The organism is Streptomyces sp. SudanB182_2057 (assembly GCF_964272715.1).
In the GTDB taxonomy this organism is placed as follows: domain Bacteria; phylum Actinomycetota; class Actinomycetes; order Streptomycetales; family Streptomycetaceae; genus Streptomyces; species Streptomyces rubradiris.
This window is the reverse complement of the sequence record NZ_OZ186798.1, coordinates 3,036,448-3,055,612: the sequence shown is the minus strand read 5'-3', so window position 1 is coordinate 3,055,612 and position 19,165 is coordinate 3,036,448. Positions and strand designations below refer to the sequence as shown.

The 19,165-nt window shown below is 72.7% G+C and carries 19 protein-coding genes; 14 read left to right on the top strand and 5 right to left on the bottom strand.

The window, feature by feature from the left end; translation table 11 throughout:
• Nucleotides 1-14: 14 nt before the first annotated feature.
• Both ACSURM_RS13005 and nudC read left to right on the top strand, forming a co-directional pair.
• Nucleotides 15-1,418, top strand: coding sequence for a dipeptidase (locus ACSURM_RS13005; RefSeq protein WP_436955151.1), 1,404 nt, complete (start codon nt 15-17; stop codon nt 1,416-1,418).
• 152 nt (nt 1,419-1,570) lie between these two features.
• The gene (gene nudC, locus ACSURM_RS13000; protein ID WP_436955150.1) at nt 1,571-2,515 is read left to right on the top strand and encodes an NAD(+) diphosphatase; all 945 of its coding nucleotides are present in this window, start codon (nt 1,571-1,573) and stop codon (nt 2,513-2,515) included.
• A 69-nt stretch (nt 2,516-2,584) separates the two neighbouring features.
• Here nudC and ACSURM_RS12995 read toward each other — a convergent pair whose 3' ends face one another.
• Nucleotides 2,585-2,827: a mycoredoxin gene (locus ACSURM_RS12995; protein WP_436955149.1), complete on the bottom strand. Its 243-nt coding sequence runs from the start codon at nt 2,825-2,827 to the stop codon at nt 2,585-2,587.
• A gap of 234 nt (nt 2,828-3,061) precedes the next feature.
• Between ACSURM_RS12995 and ACSURM_RS12990 the strand changes: the two genes are divergently transcribed.
• The 4 genes from ACSURM_RS12990 to ACSURM_RS12975 all read left to right on the top strand — a co-directional run bounded on the left by ACSURM_RS12990 (nt 3,062) and on the right by ACSURM_RS12975 (nt 6,604).
• A complete protein-coding gene (locus tag ACSURM_RS12990) occupies nt 3,062-5,257 on the top strand; it encodes an ATP-dependent DNA helicase UvrD2 (protein ID WP_436955148.1) in 2,196 nt (731 codons plus the stop codon).
• Nucleotides 5,258-5,421: 164 nt separating this feature from the next.
• On the top strand, nt 5,422-5,742 hold the full coding sequence (locus ACSURM_RS12985) for a hypothetical protein (RefSeq protein ID WP_436955147.1): 321 nt from the start codon (nt 5,422-5,424) through the stop codon (nt 5,740-5,742).
• 173 nt (nt 5,743-5,915) lie between these two features.
• Entirely contained in the window at nt 5,916-6,284 is a 369-nt protein-coding gene (locus tag ACSURM_RS12980) for a WhiB family transcriptional regulator (RefSeq protein WP_381554710.1), read from the top strand.
• Nucleotides 6,281-6,604: a hypothetical protein gene (locus ACSURM_RS12975; protein WP_436955146.1), complete on the top strand. Its 324-nt coding sequence runs from the start codon at nt 6,281-6,283 to the stop codon at nt 6,602-6,604. The genes ACSURM_RS12980 and ACSURM_RS12975 overlap by 4 nt, the downstream gene beginning before the upstream one ends.
• A 138-nt stretch (nt 6,605-6,742) precedes the next feature.
• Here ACSURM_RS12975 and ACSURM_RS12970 read toward each other — a convergent pair whose 3' ends face one another.
• Together ACSURM_RS12970 and ACSURM_RS12965 are read right to left on the bottom strand one after the other, a co-directional pair.
• Nucleotides 6,743-8,122, bottom strand: coding sequence for an ABC1 kinase family protein (locus tag ACSURM_RS12970; protein ID WP_436955145.1), 1,380 nt, complete (start codon nt 8,120-8,122; stop codon nt 6,743-6,745).
• A complete protein-coding gene (locus ACSURM_RS12965; protein ID WP_436955144.1) occupies nt 8,115-9,329 on the bottom strand; it encodes a TOMM precursor leader peptide-binding protein in 1,215 nt (404 codons plus the stop codon). The genes ACSURM_RS12970 and ACSURM_RS12965 overlap by 8 nt, the downstream gene beginning before the upstream one ends.
• 327 nt (nt 9,330-9,656) lie before the next feature.
• Between ACSURM_RS12965 and ACSURM_RS12960 the strand changes: the two genes are divergently transcribed.
• The 4 genes from ACSURM_RS12960 (at nt 9,657) to ACSURM_RS12945 (ending at nt 13,653) form a co-directional block, all read left to right on the top strand.
• On the top strand, nt 9,657-10,265 hold the full coding sequence (locus tag ACSURM_RS12960) for a M48 metallopeptidase family protein (RefSeq protein WP_436955143.1): 609 nt from the start codon (nt 9,657-9,659) through the stop codon (nt 10,263-10,265).
• A 234-nt stretch (nt 10,266-10,499) separates the two neighbouring features.
• The gene (locus ACSURM_RS12955) at nt 10,500-12,188 is read left to right on the top strand and encodes a TerD family protein (protein WP_436955142.1); all 1,689 of its coding nucleotides are present in this window, start codon (nt 10,500-10,502) and stop codon (nt 12,186-12,188) included.
• An 11-nt stretch (nt 12,189-12,199) separates the two neighbouring features.
• Nucleotides 12,200-12,880 carry an AIM24 family protein gene (locus tag ACSURM_RS12950; protein ID WP_436955141.1) on the top strand — a complete coding sequence of 227 codons (681 nt, stop codon included), beginning with the start codon at nt 12,200-12,202 and terminating at the stop codon, nt 12,878-12,880.
• Between the two features lie 17 nt (nt 12,881-12,897).
• Nucleotides 12,898-13,653: an AIM24 family protein gene (locus ACSURM_RS12945; protein ID WP_436955140.1), complete on the top strand. Its 756-nt coding sequence runs from the start codon at nt 12,898-12,900 to the stop codon at nt 13,651-13,653.
• Nucleotides 13,654-13,715: 62 nt separating this feature from the next.
• On the opposite strand, the gene ACSURM_RS12940 is transcribed toward ACSURM_RS12945, so the two are convergent.
• Together ACSURM_RS12940 and ACSURM_RS12935 are read right to left on the bottom strand one after the other, a co-directional pair.
• Nucleotides 13,716-14,237: an NUDIX hydrolase gene (locus ACSURM_RS12940; protein ID WP_436955139.1), complete on the bottom strand. Its 522-nt coding sequence runs from the start codon at nt 14,235-14,237 to the stop codon at nt 13,716-13,718.
• On the bottom strand, nt 14,234-15,679 hold the full coding sequence (locus ACSURM_RS12935) for a zinc-dependent metalloprotease (protein ID WP_436955138.1): 1,446 nt from the start codon (nt 15,677-15,679) through the stop codon (nt 14,234-14,236). Before ACSURM_RS12935 ends, ACSURM_RS12940 begins: the two co-directional genes overlap by 4 nt.
• 190 nt (nt 15,680-15,869) lie before the next feature.
• On the opposite strand from ACSURM_RS12935, the gene ACSURM_RS12930 reads away from it, so the two are divergent.
• The 4 genes from ACSURM_RS12930 (at nt 15,870) to ACSURM_RS12915 (ending at nt 19,112) form a co-directional block, all read left to right on the top strand.
• The gene (locus tag ACSURM_RS12930; protein WP_436955137.1) at nt 15,870-16,982 is read left to right on the top strand and encodes an SDR family oxidoreductase; all 1,113 of its coding nucleotides are present in this window, start codon (nt 15,870-15,872) and stop codon (nt 16,980-16,982) included.
• 129 nt (nt 16,983-17,111) lie between these two features.
• On the top strand, nt 17,112-17,570 hold the full coding sequence (locus ACSURM_RS12925; RefSeq protein WP_436955136.1) for a molybdenum cofactor biosynthesis protein MoaE: 459 nt from the start codon (nt 17,112-17,114) through the stop codon (nt 17,568-17,570).
• Nucleotides 17,571-17,790: 220 nt separating this feature from the next.
• On the top strand, nt 17,791-17,964 hold the full coding sequence (locus tag ACSURM_RS12920; RefSeq protein ID WP_436955135.1) for a hypothetical protein: 174 nt from the start codon (nt 17,791-17,793) through the stop codon (nt 17,962-17,964).
• 50 nt (nt 17,965-18,014) lie between these two features.
• A complete protein-coding gene (locus ACSURM_RS12915) occupies nt 18,015-19,112 on the top strand; it encodes a YlbL family protein (RefSeq protein ID WP_436955134.1) in 1,098 nt (365 codons plus the stop codon).
• Nucleotides 19,113-19,165 lie beyond the last annotated feature (53 nt).

The window sequence follows — 19,165 nt, the reverse complement described above, 5'->3', positions numbered from 1 at the left end:
GATAGGCTCGGAGCATGAGCCAGACCCCGGACAGCGCCGTCCGCACGTACATCGAGCGGCACCGCGCCGCCTTCCTCGACGACCTCGCCGCGTGGCTGCGCATCCCCTCGGTGTCGGCCCGGCCCGACCACGCGCCCGACGTACGGCGCAGCGCCGACTGGCTCGCCGGCAAGCTCAAGGACACGGGCTTCCCCACCGTGGAGGTCTGGCAGACCCCGGGCGCCCCCGCCGTCTTCGCCGAGTGGCCCTCGGACGACCCGCAGGCCCCCACGGTCCTGGTCTACGGCCACCACGACGTGCAGCCCGCCGCCCGCGAGGACGGCTGGGACAGCGACCCCTTCGAGCCGGTCGTGCGCGACGGCCGCCTCTACGCGCGCGGCGCGGCCGACGACAAGGGCCAGGTGTTCTTCCACACACTCGGCGTCCGCGCCCACCTCGCCGCGACCGGCCGCAGCACGCCGGCCGTCGGCCTCAAGCTGCTGATCGAGGGCGAGGAGGAGTCCGGCTCCCCGCACTTCCGGGCGCTGGTGGAGGAGCGGGCCGGTCGGCTCGCCGCCGACGCCGTGATCGTCTCCGACACCGGCATGTGGGCCGAGGACACCCCGACCGTCTGCACCGGCATGCGCGGCCTCGCGGAGTGCGAGATCCGGTTCCACGGGCCGGACCAGGACATCCACTCCGGCTCCTTCGGCGGGGCCGTGCCCAACCCGGCCACCGCCGCCGCCCGCCTGGTCGCCACCCTGCACGACGAGCACGGGCGCGTGGCGGTACCCGGCTTCTACGACGGCGTCGTGGAGCTGACCGACCGCGAGCGCGAGCTGTTCGCCGAGCTGCCCTTCGACGAGGAGCGCTGGCTGCGCACGGCCAAGTCGTACGCCCCGCACGGCGAGGCCGGTTACACCACCCTGGAGCGCGTCTGGGCCCGGCCCACCGCCGAGGTCAACGGCATCGGCGGCGGCTACCAGGGCCCCGGCAGCAAGACGATCATCCCGTCCACGGCCATGGTGAAGCTGTCGTTCCGGCTGGTCGCCGGCCAGGACCGCGACCACATCGAGAAGGCCGTGCGCGCGTGGGCCGCCGAGCAGGTGCCCCCCGGGATCCGGTGCGAGACCGTCTTCGGCTCGGCCACGCGCCCGTGCCTGACCCCGCTCGACCACCCCGCGCTGCGGTCCGTGGTCCGCGCCATGGGCCGTGCCTTCGAGAAGCCGGTCCGCTTCACCCGCGAGGGCGGCTCCGGACCCGCCGCCGACCTCCAGGAAGTCCTCGGCGCGCCGGTGCTCTTCCTGGGCATCTCCGTCCCGTCCGACGGCTGGCACGCCCCCAACGAGAAGGTCGAGTTGGACCTCCTCCTCAAGGGCGTCGAGACCAGCGCCTACCTATGGGACGACCTGGCCCGGAACTGGCGTACCGCGCCCTGACCGGCCGGCGCCGTACGGAAGGGCACCGCGCGCGGGGCACACTGGAAGGACCGTCCCGCCCGCCCCGCCCGCGCCCGACCCGGTGCCCTCCCGCCCACGTCCCGCCGAACCGCCCGCCGCTAACCGCTGTACTGGGGGAGTTGGAAGCACACGTGACCACCTGGACCGACCACACAGCCGACCGACCCATCTCGCTGACCGCTCCGAGCGGCATCGACCGCGCCGCCCACCACCGGCTGGACGAGGCCTGGCTCGCGGCGGCGTGGAGCCACCCCACGACCCGCTGTTTCGTGGTCTCCGGCGGCCAGGTGCTCATCGACGAGACGCCGGACGGCCGGACCGAACTCGTCATGACGCCGTCCTTCGAGGCGCCGCTCACCGAGGCACACCGCTACTTCCTCGGCATCGACGAGGAGGGCGTCAGCTACTTCGCGCTCCAGAAGGACTCGCTGCCCGGCCGGATCGACCAGTCCGCGCGCCCGGCGGGGCTGCGGGAGGCCGGGCTGCTGCTGTCGGCGCGTGACGCCGGGCTCATGGTGCACGCCGTCGGCCTGGAGAACTGGCAGCGCACCCACCGCTTCTGCTCCCGCTGCGGTGAGCGCACGGTCATCGCGGCGGCCGGCCACATCCGCCGCTGCCCGGCGTGCGGCGCCGAGCACTACCCGCGCACCGACCCGGCGGTGATCATGGCGGTGACGGACGAGGAGGACCGCATCCTGCTCGGCCGGCAGGTGCACTGGCCCGAGGGCCGCTTCTCCACGCTCGCCGGGTTCGTGGAGCCGGGCGAGTCCATCGAGCAGGCGGTGCGCCGCGAGGTGTCCGAGGAGGTCGGCGTCACCGTCGGCCCGGTCGAGTACGTCGCCAGCCAGCCCTGGCCCTTCCCGTCCAGCCTGATGCTGGGCTTCATGGCCCGCGCCACGACCACCGAGATCGATGTCGACGGCGACGAGATCCACGAGGCCCGCTGGTTCTCCCGCGAGGAACTGCACGCGGCCTTCGAGTCCGGCGAGGTGCAGCCGCCCTACGGCATCTCCATCGCGGCCCGGCTGATCGAGATGTGGTACGGCAAGCCCCTGCCGACCCGCGGTTTCATGTGACGCGTGAAGGGCCGCCCCGGTCGTGCCGGGGCGGCCCTTCACCTCGATCGCGGCGCGAGCCGCGAAGCGTCACACGGAGAGCTTCTGCTTCACCTGGGCCAGCGACGGGTTCGTCAGCGTGGAGCCGTCGGGGAAGAGCACGGTCGGGACCGTCTGGTTGCCGCCGTTCGCCTTCTCCACGAAAGCGGCGGACTCGGGGTCCTGCTCGATGTTGATCTCGCTGTACGCGATGCCCTCCCGGTCCATCTGGCTCTTCAGCCGCCGGCAGTAGCCGCACCACGTCGTGCTGTACATCGTCACAGTGCCCTGCATGTCTCTCGCTCTCCTCGCACGGCTCGGAAAATCCCGTCGCGAAGGAGAACACGGGCGGGCGGGGCCTCATTCCCGGGCGGGGTGCGTTCCCTTCCCTTCCCCCGTTCCTCCCTACGCCTTTGGTGTGATGCCTGCCGCATCGGTACGACGATCAGCCTGTAATCAGTACGACTATGCGCCCCCGCCTGTGGACAACTCGTACAGCCGTCCCGGGCGACCTGGCAGCATGGCGGTGTGACAGCAGCAACGCATTCCACCCTCTTCCCGCGGGTCCCGGAGTCGCCCGACGCGGTGCTCGAAGGGCTCGACCCCGAGCAGCGCGAAGTGGCCACCGCCCTGCACGGTCCGGTGTGCGTGCTGGCCGGAGCGGGCACGGGCAAGACCCGGGCGATCACCCACCGCATCGCCTACGGGGTACGGGCCGGCATCCTGCACCCGTCCAGCGTGCTCGCCGTCACCTTCACCAACCGCGCCGCCGGAGAGATGCGCGGCCGGCTGCGCCAGCTCGGCGCCCAGGGCGTCCAGGCCCGCACCTTCCACTCCGCGGCCCTGCGCCAGCTCCAGTACTTCTGGCCGAAAGCGATCGGCGGCTCCATGCCCCGGCTGGTGGACCGCAAGATCCAGCTGGTGGCCGACGCCGCCGCGTCCTTGGGCACCCGCCTCGACCGCAACGAGCTGCGGGACGTGACCGCCGAGATCGAATGGTCCAAGGTCACCCAGACCGTCCCCGCCGACTACCCGTACGCGGCTGTGAAGGCCGGCCGCGAGACCCCCCGAGATCCGGCCGAGATCGCCCACCTCTACGCCGCCTACGAGGACCTCAAGCGCGACCGCGCGGTGATCGACTTCGAGGACGTCCTGCTGCTGACCGTCGCCGTCCTCCAGGACCGGCACGACATCGCCGAACAGGTCCGCGCGCAGTACCAGCACTTCGTCGTGGACGAGTACCAGGACGTCAGCCCCCTCCAGCAGCGGCTGCTGGACCTGTGGCTCGGCGACCGGGACAACCTGTGCGTCGTCGGTGACGCCAGCCAGACGATCTATTCGTTCACGGGAGCAACCCCCGACCATCTGCTCGACTTCCGCGTCCGGCACCCCGGGGCCACGGTCGTGAAGCTGGTCCGTGACTACCGCTCGACCCCCCAGGTGGTGCGCCTCGCCAACGGCCTGCTCGCCCAGGCGAAGGGCCGCGCCGCCGGACACCGGCTGGAACTCGTCTCCCAGCGCCCCCCGGGACCCGAGCCCGTCTACACCGAGTACACCGACGAGCCCGCCGAGGCCGAGGGCGCCGCCCGGCGCATCCGTGAGCTGATCGACGCCGGTGTCCCCGCCGCCGAGATCGCCGTGCTGTTCCGCACGAACTCACAGTCCGAGACCTACGAGCAGGCGCTCGCCGACGCCGGGGTCCCCTACCAGCTGCGCGGAGCCGAGCGCTTCTTCGACCGGCCCGAGGTCCGCAAGGCCGGCCTCGCCCTGCGCGGCGCGGCCCGCTTCGGCGGCAACGACTCCCTGCTGGACGACGTCGTGGACCTGCCCTCGCAGGTGCGGGCGGTGCTGTCCGGCGAGGGCTGGACCACCGAGCCACCGGCCGGCTCCGGTGCCGTCCGGGAGCGCTGGGAATCCCTGGCCGCCCTGGTCGGTCTCGCCCACGACCTCGCCGCCGCCCGGCCCACGGCCACCCTCGCCGACTTCGTGGCCGAACTGGACGAGCGGGCGAACGCCCAGCACGCCCCGACCGTCCAGGGCGTCACCCTCGCCTCCCTGCACGCCGCCAAGGGCCTGGAGTGGGACGTCGTCTTCCTGGTCGGCGTCGCCGAGGGCATGATGCCCATCACCTACGCCCGCACGGACGAGCAGATCGAGGAGGAGCGCCGGCTGCTCTACGTCGGCGTCACCCGCGCCCGGGAACGCCTCCATGTCTCCTGGGCCCTGTCCCGCTCGCCCGGCGGGCGCCCCAACCGCAGACCGAGCCGCTTCCTGGACGGCCTGCGTCCCGGCACCACCCCCACCGTCGGACACACCGGCTCCGGCACGGGCGGCGGAGTCGAGCGCGGGTTCACCGGCGGTGCCGTCGCAGCCCCCCGGCGCACCCAGCGCACCCCCGCCCGCTGCCGGGTCTGCGGCCGCACGCTCACCGACGCGGGCGAGATGAAGCTGATGCGCTGCGCCGACTGCCCCTCGGACATGGACGAGGGGCTCTACGAGCGGCTGCGCGAGTGGCGGGCGGTCCAGGCCGAGCGCAGCGGCCAGCCGGACTTCTGCGTCTTCACGGACCGGACGCTCATGGCCATCGCGGAAGCCTGCCCGGAGACCTCCGCGGAACTCGCCCGCATCCCTGGTGTCCTCAGCCGCAAGCTGCGCAGCTACGGCGCCGATGTTCTGGCCATCTGCGCAGGTCAAGAGCCTGATGAAGCCGACGGGGACGAGTGAGGGGAACTCGTCGAAAAAATAGTTTGCGCATGCCCCGGCAATCCCCATAGGTTCTAGGCACGGAAGCAGCGGCCTTCTCGAAGGCCCCGGTTCCGTGTTGTACTTGCATATCCGAGCGGACTGGTTCACTCCAGTCCCTGAGACGCCGAGAGGAGGCGAGTCCAGTGATCAGCATCAACTTCAACACCATCAGCACGGCCAAACTGACCGATCGCTCGACCGTCTCCACGTGCATGCTCGGCGCCTCGAACCAGGGCACCGGTCTGTCCGGCATCTCTGCCGTGCGTCCGGCGTCCCCCGTTGCCCTCGCGGTCCTTCCCGTCCGCGAGCGCGATGAGCGACCGAGCAAGGCACTGGAAGCGGCAGCGGCACAGGCGCACGCCTATGCCTTTGCGGCGGCCGGTGCCGGATTCCGGAAGCAGACGACGCAGCACCACCTGATGTGGGCCTTCCGTGGGCCAGAACCCTGGAGTGATCCAGCCTGATCGCCGATCAGGCCGGCGCCTTCAGGGCCGCGGAACCCCATCCGGGATCCGCGGCCCTTCTGTTTGTCCCGAACGGGACGGCGGAGTGAAGGGGCCTCGGGACAAGAAAAGAACCCGGTACCCAGCCGACACCCGGTCAACCGGCCGGATTGAACAGACGAGGAAGACAGATCGTGCAACTCGAAGCGCACGCCCCGTCCGTACCGCCTTCCCAAACGATCCCCCCGCCCGGCCTCACGGAGGACTCCACCTTGACCCCCCTCACCACGCTCACCGCGCTCGACGACGCCATCGAGAACCTCGGCGTAGCCGTTCCCTGCCGCTCCTACGACCCGGAGGTCTTCTTCGCCGAGTCGCCCGCGGACGTGGAGTACGCCAAGTCCCTGTGCCGCACCTGCCCGCTGATCGAGGCCTGCCTCGCCGGAGCCAAGGAGCGGCGCGAGCCCTGGGGCGTCTGGGGTGGAGAGCTGTTCGTGCAGGGTGTCGTCGTCGCCCGGAAGCGGCCGCGTGGCCGCCCGCGGAAGAACCCGGTCACGGCATGAACACCGCAGGAACCATCGATCGCCCCCTCACGCACGACCCCAAGAAGCAGGCCCCGATGAAGCCGTCCACCAGCGAGCCCGCCGGCTCCGTGACCCCAGACTCCACCAACATCGGCGCGACCGAAGCGCGCCAGAACAGGAACCACGAGATGCAACTCATGCAAGAAGCCCTGGCTCGTGCGCATATGCACGACCGGCTTCATGACGCCGTGCGGGAACGCCGGGCCATGCGCCTGGCGGTCGCCCAGCGGATGCAGCGCCGGGCCGAGCGCGCCTCGCTGCGCGCGCGCCGCGCGCTCGCCATGGCCGTCATGCAGTGACGAACGCCTGAACAGCGGTGGCCTCCCGGACCCGGGAGGCGAAGCTCCCCGCGGGGGCCGGTCCGGCCGAACGGACCGGCCTCCGCGCCGCGTTGTGCCCCGGCGGCAAGCCCGTTCCGAAGCCCGGGGCGCGCCGGATCATGCCCCCGCCGCGGCTTCCTCCTCGTCCGGGCCGGCCTCGGCCGCGCCGGTCACGAAGCCCGGCAGCCATTCCTCCAGTTCGTCCCGCAGCCGGACCGTGGCGCCCAGCTGGCACAGGACCCCGATGGTGCTGAGGGTCACCCGGTGTATCAGCAGATAGGCCGGCGGCAGATTGAGCCGCTTGCCGAGCTGGTAGGCGGGGGAGCGGGGGTCGGCGATGCGGGCGGCCTGGCCGCGCATCCAGGAACGGGTGAAGGTGAACGCGTCCACCCGGGCCGGCTCGATGATCGGCAGCAGGTAGTCCAGGACCGCCTCCGGGTCCAGCTCGATGGTCTCCTTCACGAACCCCTCCGCGCAGAGCAGTTCGTAGACCGTCTCCGCCTCCCCGTCCAGGGTCATCCGCAGGGAGACGCCGATCGGGGTCGGCAGGCCGCCGGGGAGCCGGTCGACCGTGCCGAAGTCCAGCACGCCCAGGCGCCAGTCGTCCTCCCCTCCCGGGCCGCCGGGCAGCAGCCGGAAGTTGCCCGGATGCGGATCGGCGTGCAGCAGGCCGGTGCGCGCCGGTCCCGAGAAGAGGAAGCGGGCCAGCAGCTGACCGGCCCGGTCGCGCTGTTCCTCGGTGCCGTCCGCGATGATCTCCGACAGCGGGATGCCGTCGATCCACTCGGTCACCAGGACCTGCTCGCACTGGTGCACCACCGCCGGGACGACCACGTCCGGGTCACCGGCGAACTCCCGCGCGTGCGCGGACTGGGCCTCGGCCTCCAGGCCGTAGTCCAGTTCCTCGGACACCCGGTCCCGCAACTCCGCGATCAGCGGCTTGATGTCCATGCCCGGGATGAGCGGGCCCAGCAGCCGGGCGAAGCGGCTCAGTTGGCCGAGATCGGACAGGAGGGCCTCACCGGCGCCCGGATACTGCACCTTGACCGCCACCTCGCGGCCGTCGTGCCACACCGCCCGGTGGACCTGGCCGATCGAGGCCGCGGCGGCCGGCTTGTCCTCGAACTCCTCGAACAGCTCCCGCCAGTCCGGTCCCAGCCGCTCCTCGAGCACCGTGTGCACCGTGCGGGTCGGCATGGGCGGGGCAGCCTCCTGGAGCTTGGTCAGGGCCGCCCGGTAGGGGCCGGCGACCTCCTCCGGCAGCGCCGACTCGAAGACGGACAGGGCCTGCCCGAACTTCATCGCACCGCCCTTCAGCTCGCCGAGCACCTTGAACAGCTGCTCCGCCGTGCGCTGTTGCAGCTCGCGGCCGACCAGCTCCGCGGACTCGCCCACGATCCGCTTGCCCAGCCCCCAGGTCGCCCGGCCGGCGAAGCCGAGCGGGAGCGCGGCGAGCTTGGCGGTACGGGTGACCGCCTTCCGGGGAAGATCAGACATGCGCCCTCCAGGTCCCAGTCGGCCGTGCCGCGCCTGCTTGGCGTTGTCGCTCCGTCGACGGCCGTTGCACCGCCATTGTCTCGCGCCGCCCGCCGTCGGTTGAGGAGCGCTCCCGTTTACTTCTCCTCGCCGCCCCGCAGCCGCACTCCGGATGCGGCCGGACCGGGCGGGCGCGCCAGTCCAGGCCGGGCAGACAGACCTCCCAGCGGGTGCCCGCGCCGGCCGGTGACCGCCCGTCGAGGAAGGCCAGGGCATGGGTCGCCGCGAGACCGGCCACCGTCGTGGCCAGGGCCAGGTCGCAGGCCCCGACCCGGCGGACCCGGCCGGAACGCCACTGGGTGACCAGCCGGGGCCAGACCGGGTCCCGGTCCCGGCGGTCCAGGTCCAGGCATCCGGCGCAGCCCGACTCACCGGGCAGGACCAGCGGCCCGACGACGCCCGTGCCCTCCACCACACCGGCGTACAGATGGGGGGTGCCGGAGGCCAGGAGCGGTTCGGCGGCGCACGGGTCCGGGGCGTGCACGGCGATGTCCTCCCGGGGCGCGAGGATCACCAGGGAGAAGCCCGGGTCCCCGGCGCCCGACCCCGGGCGGTGGGCATGGCGCGGCGGGCGCTCGGGCGCGGCGCGGCGGACGGCGGCCCGCGCCGCCGCGTCCCGGCGGTCGCCGAGCGACTCGGCGGTCAGCCCGCCCGGCGCCAGGTCCCACGGCTCCACGCGGCCCACGTCGTGCACGTCGACCTCGCCCACGCCGGCGCCCGCCAGCACCGACGCCAGCAGGGCGCCGACCCGGCCCGCGCCGAGCACCCGGACCCGCAGCGCGCGCCGGGCGGCGAGCCGGGCCGGTGCGCCGCCCGGCTCGGGTGTGACGAGGGACAGCGAGGCCAGGTCGGGGCGCAGCCGGTCGAGGACGTCCGTCTTCTCCCGCAGCGCGTGCGCGGCCGGACCGCCGCCGCGGGCGTCGTCGACGAGACCCGCCCGGGCCAGCCGGGCCACCAGGGTGTCGACCCGGGCGGCCGGCACGCCCGCCCGGCTGCCCTCCGCGCGCAGCGAGGCCAGCCCGCGGGTGCCGTCGAGCAGCTGCAGCAGGCCCTCCGTCGCCGGGTCCACCGGGCCCAGTGTCACCGCGTGCGCCGGGGTCATCCCGAACTGCACGGTGCCGCGGTCGCGCCAGCCGCGCCGCAGCGCGGGCTTCACCATCGGATGCATGACAGACCCCCGTACTCGCCGGAAACGCCCGGAACGGAAAAGCGGAGAAGAGCGGAAGGGAGACGCGGACTGCGCCTTCGCCGGTGGAACCGGTCGCGTTCCGCCGACGCCTGCCAGCATGCCCGGGCCCGCCGCCGGGCGCCGAAAGTTATCCACAGGCGGACCGGTTAGTCGTACAAATCAGGCGCGTCGCCGGCCGGTAGTGGGATGAACATGGGCAAACAAGATCGGTGGAGCGATCGTACGAATCAAACACATGGTGGGGGATCGGCGGCGAACCCTCCCGGAGCCGGGACTTTGCCGCCGCCCACCGGGTAACGTCGGGGCGTGCCCGCCGACCCTCTGTACCGCGCCGGTGAACCACAGCGCAGCACGACGACCCAGCCGCCCGGCGGCCCGGGGGCGAGCGCGATCGAGGTCCGCAGGAGCGCCCGGCGCCGTCGCACGGTCTCCGCGTACCGCGAGGGCGATCGCACCGTCGTACTGATCCCCGCCCGGATGTCCAAGGCGGAGGAGCAGCGCTGGGTGACCGTCATGCTCGACAAACTCGCCGCCCAGGAGAGCAGGAAACTGCTGGGCGACGCCGAGCTGGCCGAGCGCGCCGAGCGGCTGTCGGCTCAGTACTTCGCCGGCCGCGCCCGGCCCGCCTCCGTGCGCTGGGTCACCAACCAGAACACCCGCTGGGGTTCGTGCACCCCGGCCGAGGGCAGCATCCGGCTCTCGCACCGCCTCCAGGGGATGCCGGAGTACGTGGTGGACTACGTGCTCTGCCACGAGCTGGCCCATCTGCTGGTCCCCGGGCACGGCCCCGACTTCTGGCGGCTGCTGGAGGCATACCCGCGGACCGAGCGGGCGCGCGGCTATCTGGAAGGGGTCGTCGCCGCCGCACGGCTGCCGCATGTGCCGGGCGCGCGCGGCGAACGGGACGACGCCTGACGCCCTGACTGCCGGCGCCCTCGCGTGCTGACGCCCCTGCGTGCTGATGCCCCCGACGCGCCGGCCACCTCGGCGGATCCACTCCCCGCCCTGTCCCCGACCCCGGAGTGTCCGTGGTCGGGTGTGATCGTGTACCGGCTCTGTACCGACCAGGACCCTTCGGGGGCGCTGCCGGTCTTTGCCGTTAGCCTGGCGCGACGCACTCACACTCGGGATGGGGGACGGTCGTAACGCATGGCCAGGGAATTCCAACGCGGCCACAAGGCCAGGATCAGTGACCTCACGCTGGGCACGGATCTGTACGTAGGCGTGCAGATCTCGGCTCCCGGTCTCACCTTCGACATCAGCTGCTTCGGCCTGGACGCCGACGAACGGCTCTCGGACGACCGGTACTTCGTCTTCTTCAACCAGCCGAAGTCGCCCGAGGAGTCGATCCAGCTGCTGGGCGCGCAGGCGGGCGACACCGAGTCCTTCCGGGTCACCCTCGACCGGATCCCCTCCCAGATCCGCAAGCTGTCCTTCACGGCGACCATAGACGGCGCCGGCCAGATGTCGCGGATAGCCCCCGGGTACCTGCGCATCGTGGCGGGCGGCGAGGAGGTCGCGCGGTACTCCTTCGACGGCTCCGAGTTCTCCACCGAGCGGGCCGTGATGCTCGGTGACTTCTACTTCAAGGACGGATGGCGGTTCGCCGCGGTCGGACAGGGCTTCGACGGCGGCCTGGAGGCGCTGCTGAAGAACTTCGGCGGCGAGGTGATGGAGGAGGCCCCCGCCGCCCCGCAGCAGCCGCAGCCCGGCGCGGTCCCCGGATTCGCCCCGCCCGCCCAGGCCACGCCGCCCGCGTTCGCCGCCCCGCCGGCCCAGGCAGCCCCGCAGCCCGCGCCCGCCCCGCAGCCCGCGCCCGCCCCGCAGCCCGCCCCCGTCCCGCAGGGCTTCGCCCCGCCGCCCGGCCACACCCCGCCCCCGGCCCCGGCGCCCGCGCCGAACGTGCATGTCGCTCCCACGGTCGTCGCCCCCCTCGCCCCGCCCGACGGCACCGTTCCCCCGCCGGCCGCCCCCACGGCCCCCGCGCCCTACGGCCAGCCACCCCAGCAGCCGTCGTACGGCGGACAGCCGAGCGCGCCGATGCCCCCCGGGTACGGCGGGCAGCCCGCCCCCTACGGCGGCGGTGGCCAGCCCGCCCCGCCCATGCCGCCGGGCTACGGGCAGGCGCCCGGCCGGCCCGCCGCCTACGAGGTGCCGCAGGGCGCGCCCCAGGGCGGTGCCGGGGTGACGGCCGCGCTCCAGGCGTACAAGGAGACGCCGACCGGGCAGCGCTGGACGCAGCAGAACCAGACGCTCGTCCGCGTCGACCTCGGCATCGGCGGGCAGCCGGTGCTGGCCCGGCAGGGCAGCATGGTGCTCTACCAGGGCAAGGTCGACTTCGGCTACAAGGGCGCCGGATTCATGGGCCGCGTCGTGGGCAACGCCACCGGCCAGGAAATGCAGCTCATGCGCTGTTCCGGCCAGGGCCAGGTGTTCCTCGCCGAGAACTCCGCCCACCTGCACCCCGTCGAGCTCCAGGGCGACGCGATCTGCGTGTCCGCGGAGAACGTCCTCGCCTTCGACGAGAGCCTGAGCTACGAGGTCCGCCGGATCGAGGGCCATGGCATCCCCGGCGGCGCGCTGTTCACGATGCAGTTCCAGGGCACCGGCACGATCGTCGTCAAGACGCACGGCACGCCCGTGGTGCTGCCGGTCACGCCGACCACCTTCGCCGACTGCAACGCCGTGGTCGCCTGGTCGGCCGGCTCCCAGGTGATCGTCTCCAGCCAGGTCCGCATGCGTCGCAACGCCTACCCGGGCGACACCGGTGAGAGCGTCAACCTCCAGTTCCGGGGCGCGCCCGGCAACTTCATCGTCGTCCAGCCGTACGAGGTCTGAGGGAGCCCGTCATGAACCAGCCGCTCGCGGGCTTCGCCCCCGCGCCCGTCACCGCCCGCATGGAGAACCACGGCAGCCACATGCTGAAGGTCGCCATGCAGACCGGAAACGACCTCCTCGCGCGCGTGGGGTCGATGGTCGCCTACGAGGGCTTCATCCAGTACGAGCCCAACCCGCCGGCCGTCCGCCAGATCGCCCGCGACTGGGCCACCGGCGAGGGCGCACCGCTGATGAAGTGCTCCGGTGACGGCCTGCTCTACCTCGCCGACTACGGCGCCGACGTCGTCGTGATCAACCTCAATGGCGACGGCATCTCCGTCAACGCCACCAACCTCCTCGCCTTCGATGCCCATCTGACCTGGGGCGTGGAGCGCGTGAAGGGGCTCGCGAAGTTCGCCGGGCAGGGCCTGTGGAACACCAGGATCTCCGGCCAGGGCTGGGTCGCGCTGACCTCCCGGGGCACGCCGATCGTCGTGGACTGCGGGGGCGGTGAGGACGAGACGTACGTCGACCCGGACGCGCTGGTCGCCTGGTCGCCGAACCTGAAGGTGAAGGGCAAGCGCAGCTTCAAGGCGCAGTCGCTGATCGGCCGGGGCAGCGGCGAGGCCTACCAGATGGCCTTCTCCGGACAGGGCATCGTCGTCGTCCAGCCCAGCGAGGACAGCACCGACCGCCTCCGGATCCGGGGCTGAGGGGGAGCCAGAACACCATGCAGAGCCCGCTTTTCGCGCACAACGATCTCCAGACCCAGGAGCGCTGGAGCCTGCAGAACGCGCAGCTGCTCCGGATCGCCCTGGACGGCCACGACGACCTCCTCGCCCGCAAGGGCACCATGGTCGCCTACCAGGGGCTGGTCGAGTTCGACGCCGAGCACCAGGGAAACCGGCAGGCACGCGCGCGTGCGCACACCGGCGAGGGCCTGGACCTGATGCGCTGCCACGGCCAGGGCACGGTCTACCTCGCCAACCTCGCCCAGCACGTGCACATCGTGGACATCGAGCAGGACGGGCTGACCGTCGACAGCTCCTACGTCCTCGCCATGGACTCCGCACTGCACTACGAGGTCGTCGCCGTCGACAGCCTGTACGGCATTTCCGGCTCCGGGAAGTACCAGCTCAACATCACCGGGCGCGGCAGGGTCGCCTTGATGACCTCGGGCGCCCCGCTGCTGATGCGGGTCACGCCCGACAGGTACGTCAACTGCGACGCCGACGCGATCGTCGCCTGGTCCACCGGGCTGCGCGTGCAGATGCAGGCCCAGACGCACGCCTCCGGGGTGTGGCGCCGGCGTGGCAGCACCGGTGAGGGCTGGGAGCTGAGCTTCATGGGCTCCGGGTTCGCGCTCGTCCAGCCCAGCGAGCTGCTGCCGCCGCAGAACGCCGTGATCGGGCAGGGCCTCGCCGCCCAGTTCGGCATGGGCCAGCAGGGGGCGCGCGGCCAGAACCAGGGCAACGTCTGGAGCTGAGCCGGACACGGGTAAGGGGCGACCGCCGAGGCGATCGCCCCTTACATCGCGTAGGACACCCGTCAGAGCCGGGCGCGCGTGGCCTCCACCAGTCGCACGACCGACTCGTCGGCCACCCCGGCCACCTCGTCGTAGCCGAACCAGCGCAGGTCCAGGGACTCCTCGCTGATCTCCCACGCCGCTCCGGGCGGGGCCAGGACCGCGTACTGCACGTCGAAGTGCCAGTTGCAGGGCGCCGGGATCGGATGCCGGTCCAGCCGCACCGGGCCGCCGGGCAGCAGGGTCAGCCCCGCGATCCCGGACTCCTCCGTCGCCTCCCGCAGGGCCGCCGCCTCGAGCGTCGGGTCGCCCGGCTCGCAGTGACCGCCCATCTGGAGCCACATCCGCAGCTTCCGGTGCAGCGTGAGCAGCACCCGGCCGCGCCCGGGGTCGACGACCAGGGCACTGGCCGTGACATGACCGGCGTCACAGGCCTTCCACATGCCGTCCGGGCGGGTCGCCAGGTGGTCCAGGTACGACTGGCGCAGCTCCTCCTGGCCCTCGTACCCCTTCAGGACCAGGACCGCGTCGTCGTACAGGCTCACTCGGTGTCGTCGCCCTTGGTCTCGTCGTCGTCCTTCTTGCGCAGGTCGGGCTTGCCATGGTCGCCGCCCGCCGCCTCGCCGAGCATTTTGTCCAGCTCGGAGAAGTCCAGCTGCTCGCGGTGCACGAAACCGTCCGGGTCGTCCAGGTCGGTCGCGGTCGGCAGCATGTCCGGGTGGGCCCACAGGCCGTCCCGGCCGTCGACGCCGCGCGCGTCCGTGAGCGAGGCCCACAGCCGGGAGGCGTCACGCAGCCGGCGCGGACGCAGCTCCAGGCCGATCAGCGTGGCGAACGTCTGCTCCGCGGGGCCGCCGGTGGCGCGCCGCCGGCGCAGCGTCTCGCGCAGCGCGTCGGCGGAGCCCAGACGCGGCTTCGCGGCGGCGTGCACCACCGCGTCCACCCAGCCCTCCACGAGCGCCAGAGCCGTCTCCAGACGGGCCAGGGCCGCCTTCTGCTCGGGCGTGTCCTCCGGCTGGAACATGCCCTGCTGGAGCGCGTCCTGCAGCTGCTCGGGGTTCTGCGGGTCGAACTGGCCGACCACGTCCTCCAGCTTGGCCGTGTCGACCTTGATGCCGCGCGCGTAGCCGTCGACCGCGCCGAACAGGTGCGAGCGCAGCCACGGCACGTGCGCGAACAGCCGCTGGTGGGCGGCCTCGCGCAGGGCGAGATAGAGCCGCACCTCCTCCTGCGGCACGCCCAGGTCCTTGCCGAACGCCTCCACGTTGGCCGGGAGCAGGGCGGCCTTGCGGGCCGGGCCCAGTGGCAGGCCGATGTCGGTGGAGCCGACGACCTCGCCCGCGAGCACGCCCACGGCCTGCCCGATCTGCGTGCCGAACATGGCGCCGCCCATCGAGCGCATCATGCCGATCAGCGGGCCCGCCATGGCCTGCATCTCCTCCGGCAGCACGTCGCCCATCGCCGCGCCGACCCGCTCGGCGACCGGGTCGACCAGCTCCTGCCAGGCGGGCAGGGTCGCCTCGACCCACTCCGCCCGCGACCAGGCCACCGCTGAGGCGGAACCGGACGGCAGGGACGTCGCGTCGTCCAGCCACAGGTCGGCCAGGCGGACGGCCTCCTCCACGGCCCGGCGCTCGGCCGCGCCGACGCTGGCGTCCTTCGTGCCGTTCGGCGCGCCCTGGGCGACCGTCTGGCGGGCGATCTGCTTGGCCATGTCCCAGTTCACCGGCCCGCCCTCGTACGAGAGCATCTGCCCGAGCTGCTGGAAGGCCGCACCCAGGTCGCTGGGGTTCAGGGAGCCGAACATGGCGGCGAACGGATTGTCCGCGCCGGGGCCGCCGAAGCCGCCGGCTCCGGGCAGGCCGCCGAAACCGAACGGGTTCGCCGGTCCCTGCCCACCACCGCTCTGCTGGTCCTTCTTCTTGCCCTCGTCGCCGTCCTCCGGCTCCTCCGGCGGAAGGCCGAAACCGAATGGGGTGTCACTCACGGGATTCCTCGGCTGGTAAGGCCACCGGTTCTTCCGGCGGCGCGGCTGCCCGACAACACCACCCAGCGTAGACACCCGGGCCCGATCGGGCCTCGGTGCTTCGCCTGCGGAAGGCCTGCGGCAGGATGGATGCACCTGGTACGTACGCGTCACTCGCGCGCGTACTGAAGACAACCGCTGGAGACGCCCGGTGAGTTCCCCAGATCCGCAGGTTCGCGCAGCGCGAAACCGTTCAACCTCTTCCGCCGTGCGCGGACCCGTCGTCGCGGTGACCGGCGCGGCCGGCGGGGTCGGCGCCCTGCTCACCGAGCGGCTCGCCGCCTCCGACGAGATCAAGGAGGTCGTCGCCATCGACGAGCGGCGCGGTGAGTGCGCCGAGGCCCGGTGGCACATCCTCGACGTGCGCGACCCGGCGATCGCGGACAAGCTGCGCGGCACCGACGTGGTCGTCCACCTCGCCCTCGACCTCGATCTGGAGACCGACCCGGCGGCGCGCACGGCCTACAACGTGCGGGGCACCCAGACCGTGCTGACGGCCGCCGCGGCGGCCGGTGTGCGCCGGGTGGTGCTGTGCACCTCGGCGATGGTCTACGGCGCGCTGCCGGACAACGAGCTGCCCCTGTCGGAGGAGGCCGAGCTGCGCGCCACCGCCGAGGCGACCGGGGTCGGGGACCTGCTGGAGATCGAGCGGCTGGCGCGGCGCGCCCCGCGCGCGCATCCGGGGCTGAACGTCACCGTGGTCCGGCCGGCCGTCCTGGTCGGCGGCACCGACACCGCGCTGACCAGGTACTTCGAGTCGCCGCGGCTGCTGGTCGTGGCCGGATCGCGGCCCGCGTGGCAGTTCTGCCACGTCGAGGACCTGTGCAGTGCCCTGGAGTACGCCGTGCTGGAGAAGGCCGACGGGGAACTGGCCGTCGGCTGCGACGGGTGGCTGGAGCAGGAGGAGGTCGAGGAGCTCAGCGGGATCCGGCGCATGGAGCTGCCGTCGGCGGTCGCCCTCGGCGCGGCGGCCCGGCTGCACCGGATCGGGCTCACTCCCTCCCCGGCGGGGGACCTGGCGTACACGATGTACCCCTGGGTGGTCAGCGGCAGCCGGCTGCACGACGCGGGCTGGCGGCCGAAGTGGACCAACGAGGAGGTGCTGGCCGAGCTGCTGGAGGAGGTGTCCGGGCGGCGCACGGTCGCCGGGCGGCGGCTGGGCCGCAAGGACGCGACGGCGGCCGGTGCGGCGGGGGCGACCGTCGCCCTGCTGGGCGCGGCGGCCGTCGTACGGCGGGCCCGGAAGGCGCGGCGGCGGGTCTGAGGCGCGGCGGCACGGCCCTGGTCCGCGAGGGCCGGCGGCAAGCCCTGTAGAAGTCTCCAAGCCGGGCACGCGTGCGTGCTGCTGAAAGCCGTATTCCCCGATGTCGGACCCGTGGGGCACGATGGGCGCATGGCACTCACGAACGACCACCCGGGTGAGCGGACGGCCGAGAACCCCGTCAAACTGATCGCCGTCCGGGAGACACCGCTCTCCGTGGACGAGGTCTTCCGCGCCGTCGGGGACGCCGCGGCCGGGGGCATCGCGCTGTTCGTGGGCACCGTGCGCAACCACGACGGCGGCGCCGACGTGGACGCCCTCGGCTATTCCTGTCACCCCAGCGCCGAGGCCGAGATGCGGCGGATCGCCGAGAAGATCGTCGCCGATCACCCCGTGCGGGCGCTGGCCGCCGTCCACCGGGTGGGTGATCTGCGGGTCGGGGACCTCGCCGTGGTCGTCGCCGTGGCCTGCCCGCACCGCGCGGAGGCCTTCGACGCCTGCCGCAAGCTGATCGACGACCTCAAGCACGAGGTGCCCATCTGGAAGCACCAGCAGTTCTCCGACGGCACCGAGGAATGGGTCGGCGCGTAGCGCCGTCGTTGAGGGGTGGTGGTCGGGCGACGGGAGGGCGGGTCGGCGCGTAGCGCCGTCGTTGAGGGGTGGTGGTCGGGCGACGGGAGGGTGGGTCGGCGCGTAGCGACACACCCCCCTCTCCGGTTGCGTAACCGGCACCCTCGCGTGAGCGTTGTCCGTGCGGATGGTTAATCTGCTGATCAGTCAGTTGCGGACGCTCATGGCGTAGGAGGTCGGCATGGGGGTGCTTGTCTGGCTGCTGATCCCGCTGGTGGCCGCGGTCGGCGGCGGACTGTGGGGCAGTTGGGCCAACCGGACCCGCAAGGTGCGCGCCGACGGCCCCGAGCTGGACGGATACGCCCGGTTCCGCGAGGCCATGGAGAAGCCCCGGCCGGGCGCGCGCGGCGCCTGAGGAGGGTGCCCTGACGGCGCGCCGACAGCGTCGTCCCGTACTGTCGAGGCATGCCACGCCGCACCGTGACGATGCTCGCCTCGACCCTGATGCTGATCGCGCTCCTGTGCGCGGGAGTGCTCATCCCCGTGCCGTACGCGGAGATGTCCCCCGGCCCGACCGTGAACACGCTCGGGAAGCACGACGGCGAGCCGGTGCTGCGGATCTCCGGACACAAGACGTACCCGGCCGACGGCCACCTGAACATGACCACCGTCCGGGTCACCGGCGCCGACTACCGGATGAACCTCGTCGAGGCCGTCTACGGCTGGCTGGCCCACGACAGCAAGATCGTCCCGCACGACACGCTCTACCCGGACGGCAAGACGGAGGAGCAGTCCAGCCAGGAGAACGCCGAGGAGTTCAGCCAGTCCCAGGAGAGCGCCAAGGTCGCCGCCCTGAAGGCGCTGCACATCCCCGTGAAGTCCTGGGTGATCGTCTCCACGGTCGTCAAGGGCTCCCCGGCCGAGGGCCGGCTGCACGCGGGCGACGTGATCAAGGCCGTCGACGGCACGGCGGTCAAGCAGCCCGCCGACGTCGCCAAACTGGTGACCAAGCACAAGCCGGGCCAGGACGTCGTCTTCACGATCGTCCCGGCCAAGGACCAGGCGGCCGCCGAGAAGGCCCACAAGGAGGCGACCGGCACGCGGGACGTCACGATCACGACCCGGGCCGCCGACGACGGCGGCGCCGAGCGGGCGATCGTCGGCATCTCCGCCGGGACCGACCACACCTTTCCGTTCGACATCGACATCAAGCTCGCCGATGTCGGCGGGCCCAGCGCGGGCCTGATGTTCGCGCTCGGCATCTACGACAAGCTCACCCCGGGCAGCCTCACCGGCGGCACGTTCGTCGCGGGCACCGGCACCATCGACGACGACGGCACGGTCGGGCCGATCGGCGGCATCGAGATGAAGACCGTCGGCGCGCGGGACAAGGGCGCCCGGTACTTCCTCACCCCGGCCGACAACTGCGCGGCGGCGGCCAAGGACACCCCGGACGGGCTCACCCTGGTCAAGGTCAAGACCATCGGCGACGCGCTCGGCGCGCTCGAGGACATCCGCGGCGGGGACGTCGCCGCCCTGCCGAAGTGCACCGCCAAGAGCTGAGCGGCCGTGGCGCGGCCGGGGGCGCCCCATGGACAGGGGCGCCCCCGGCGCCG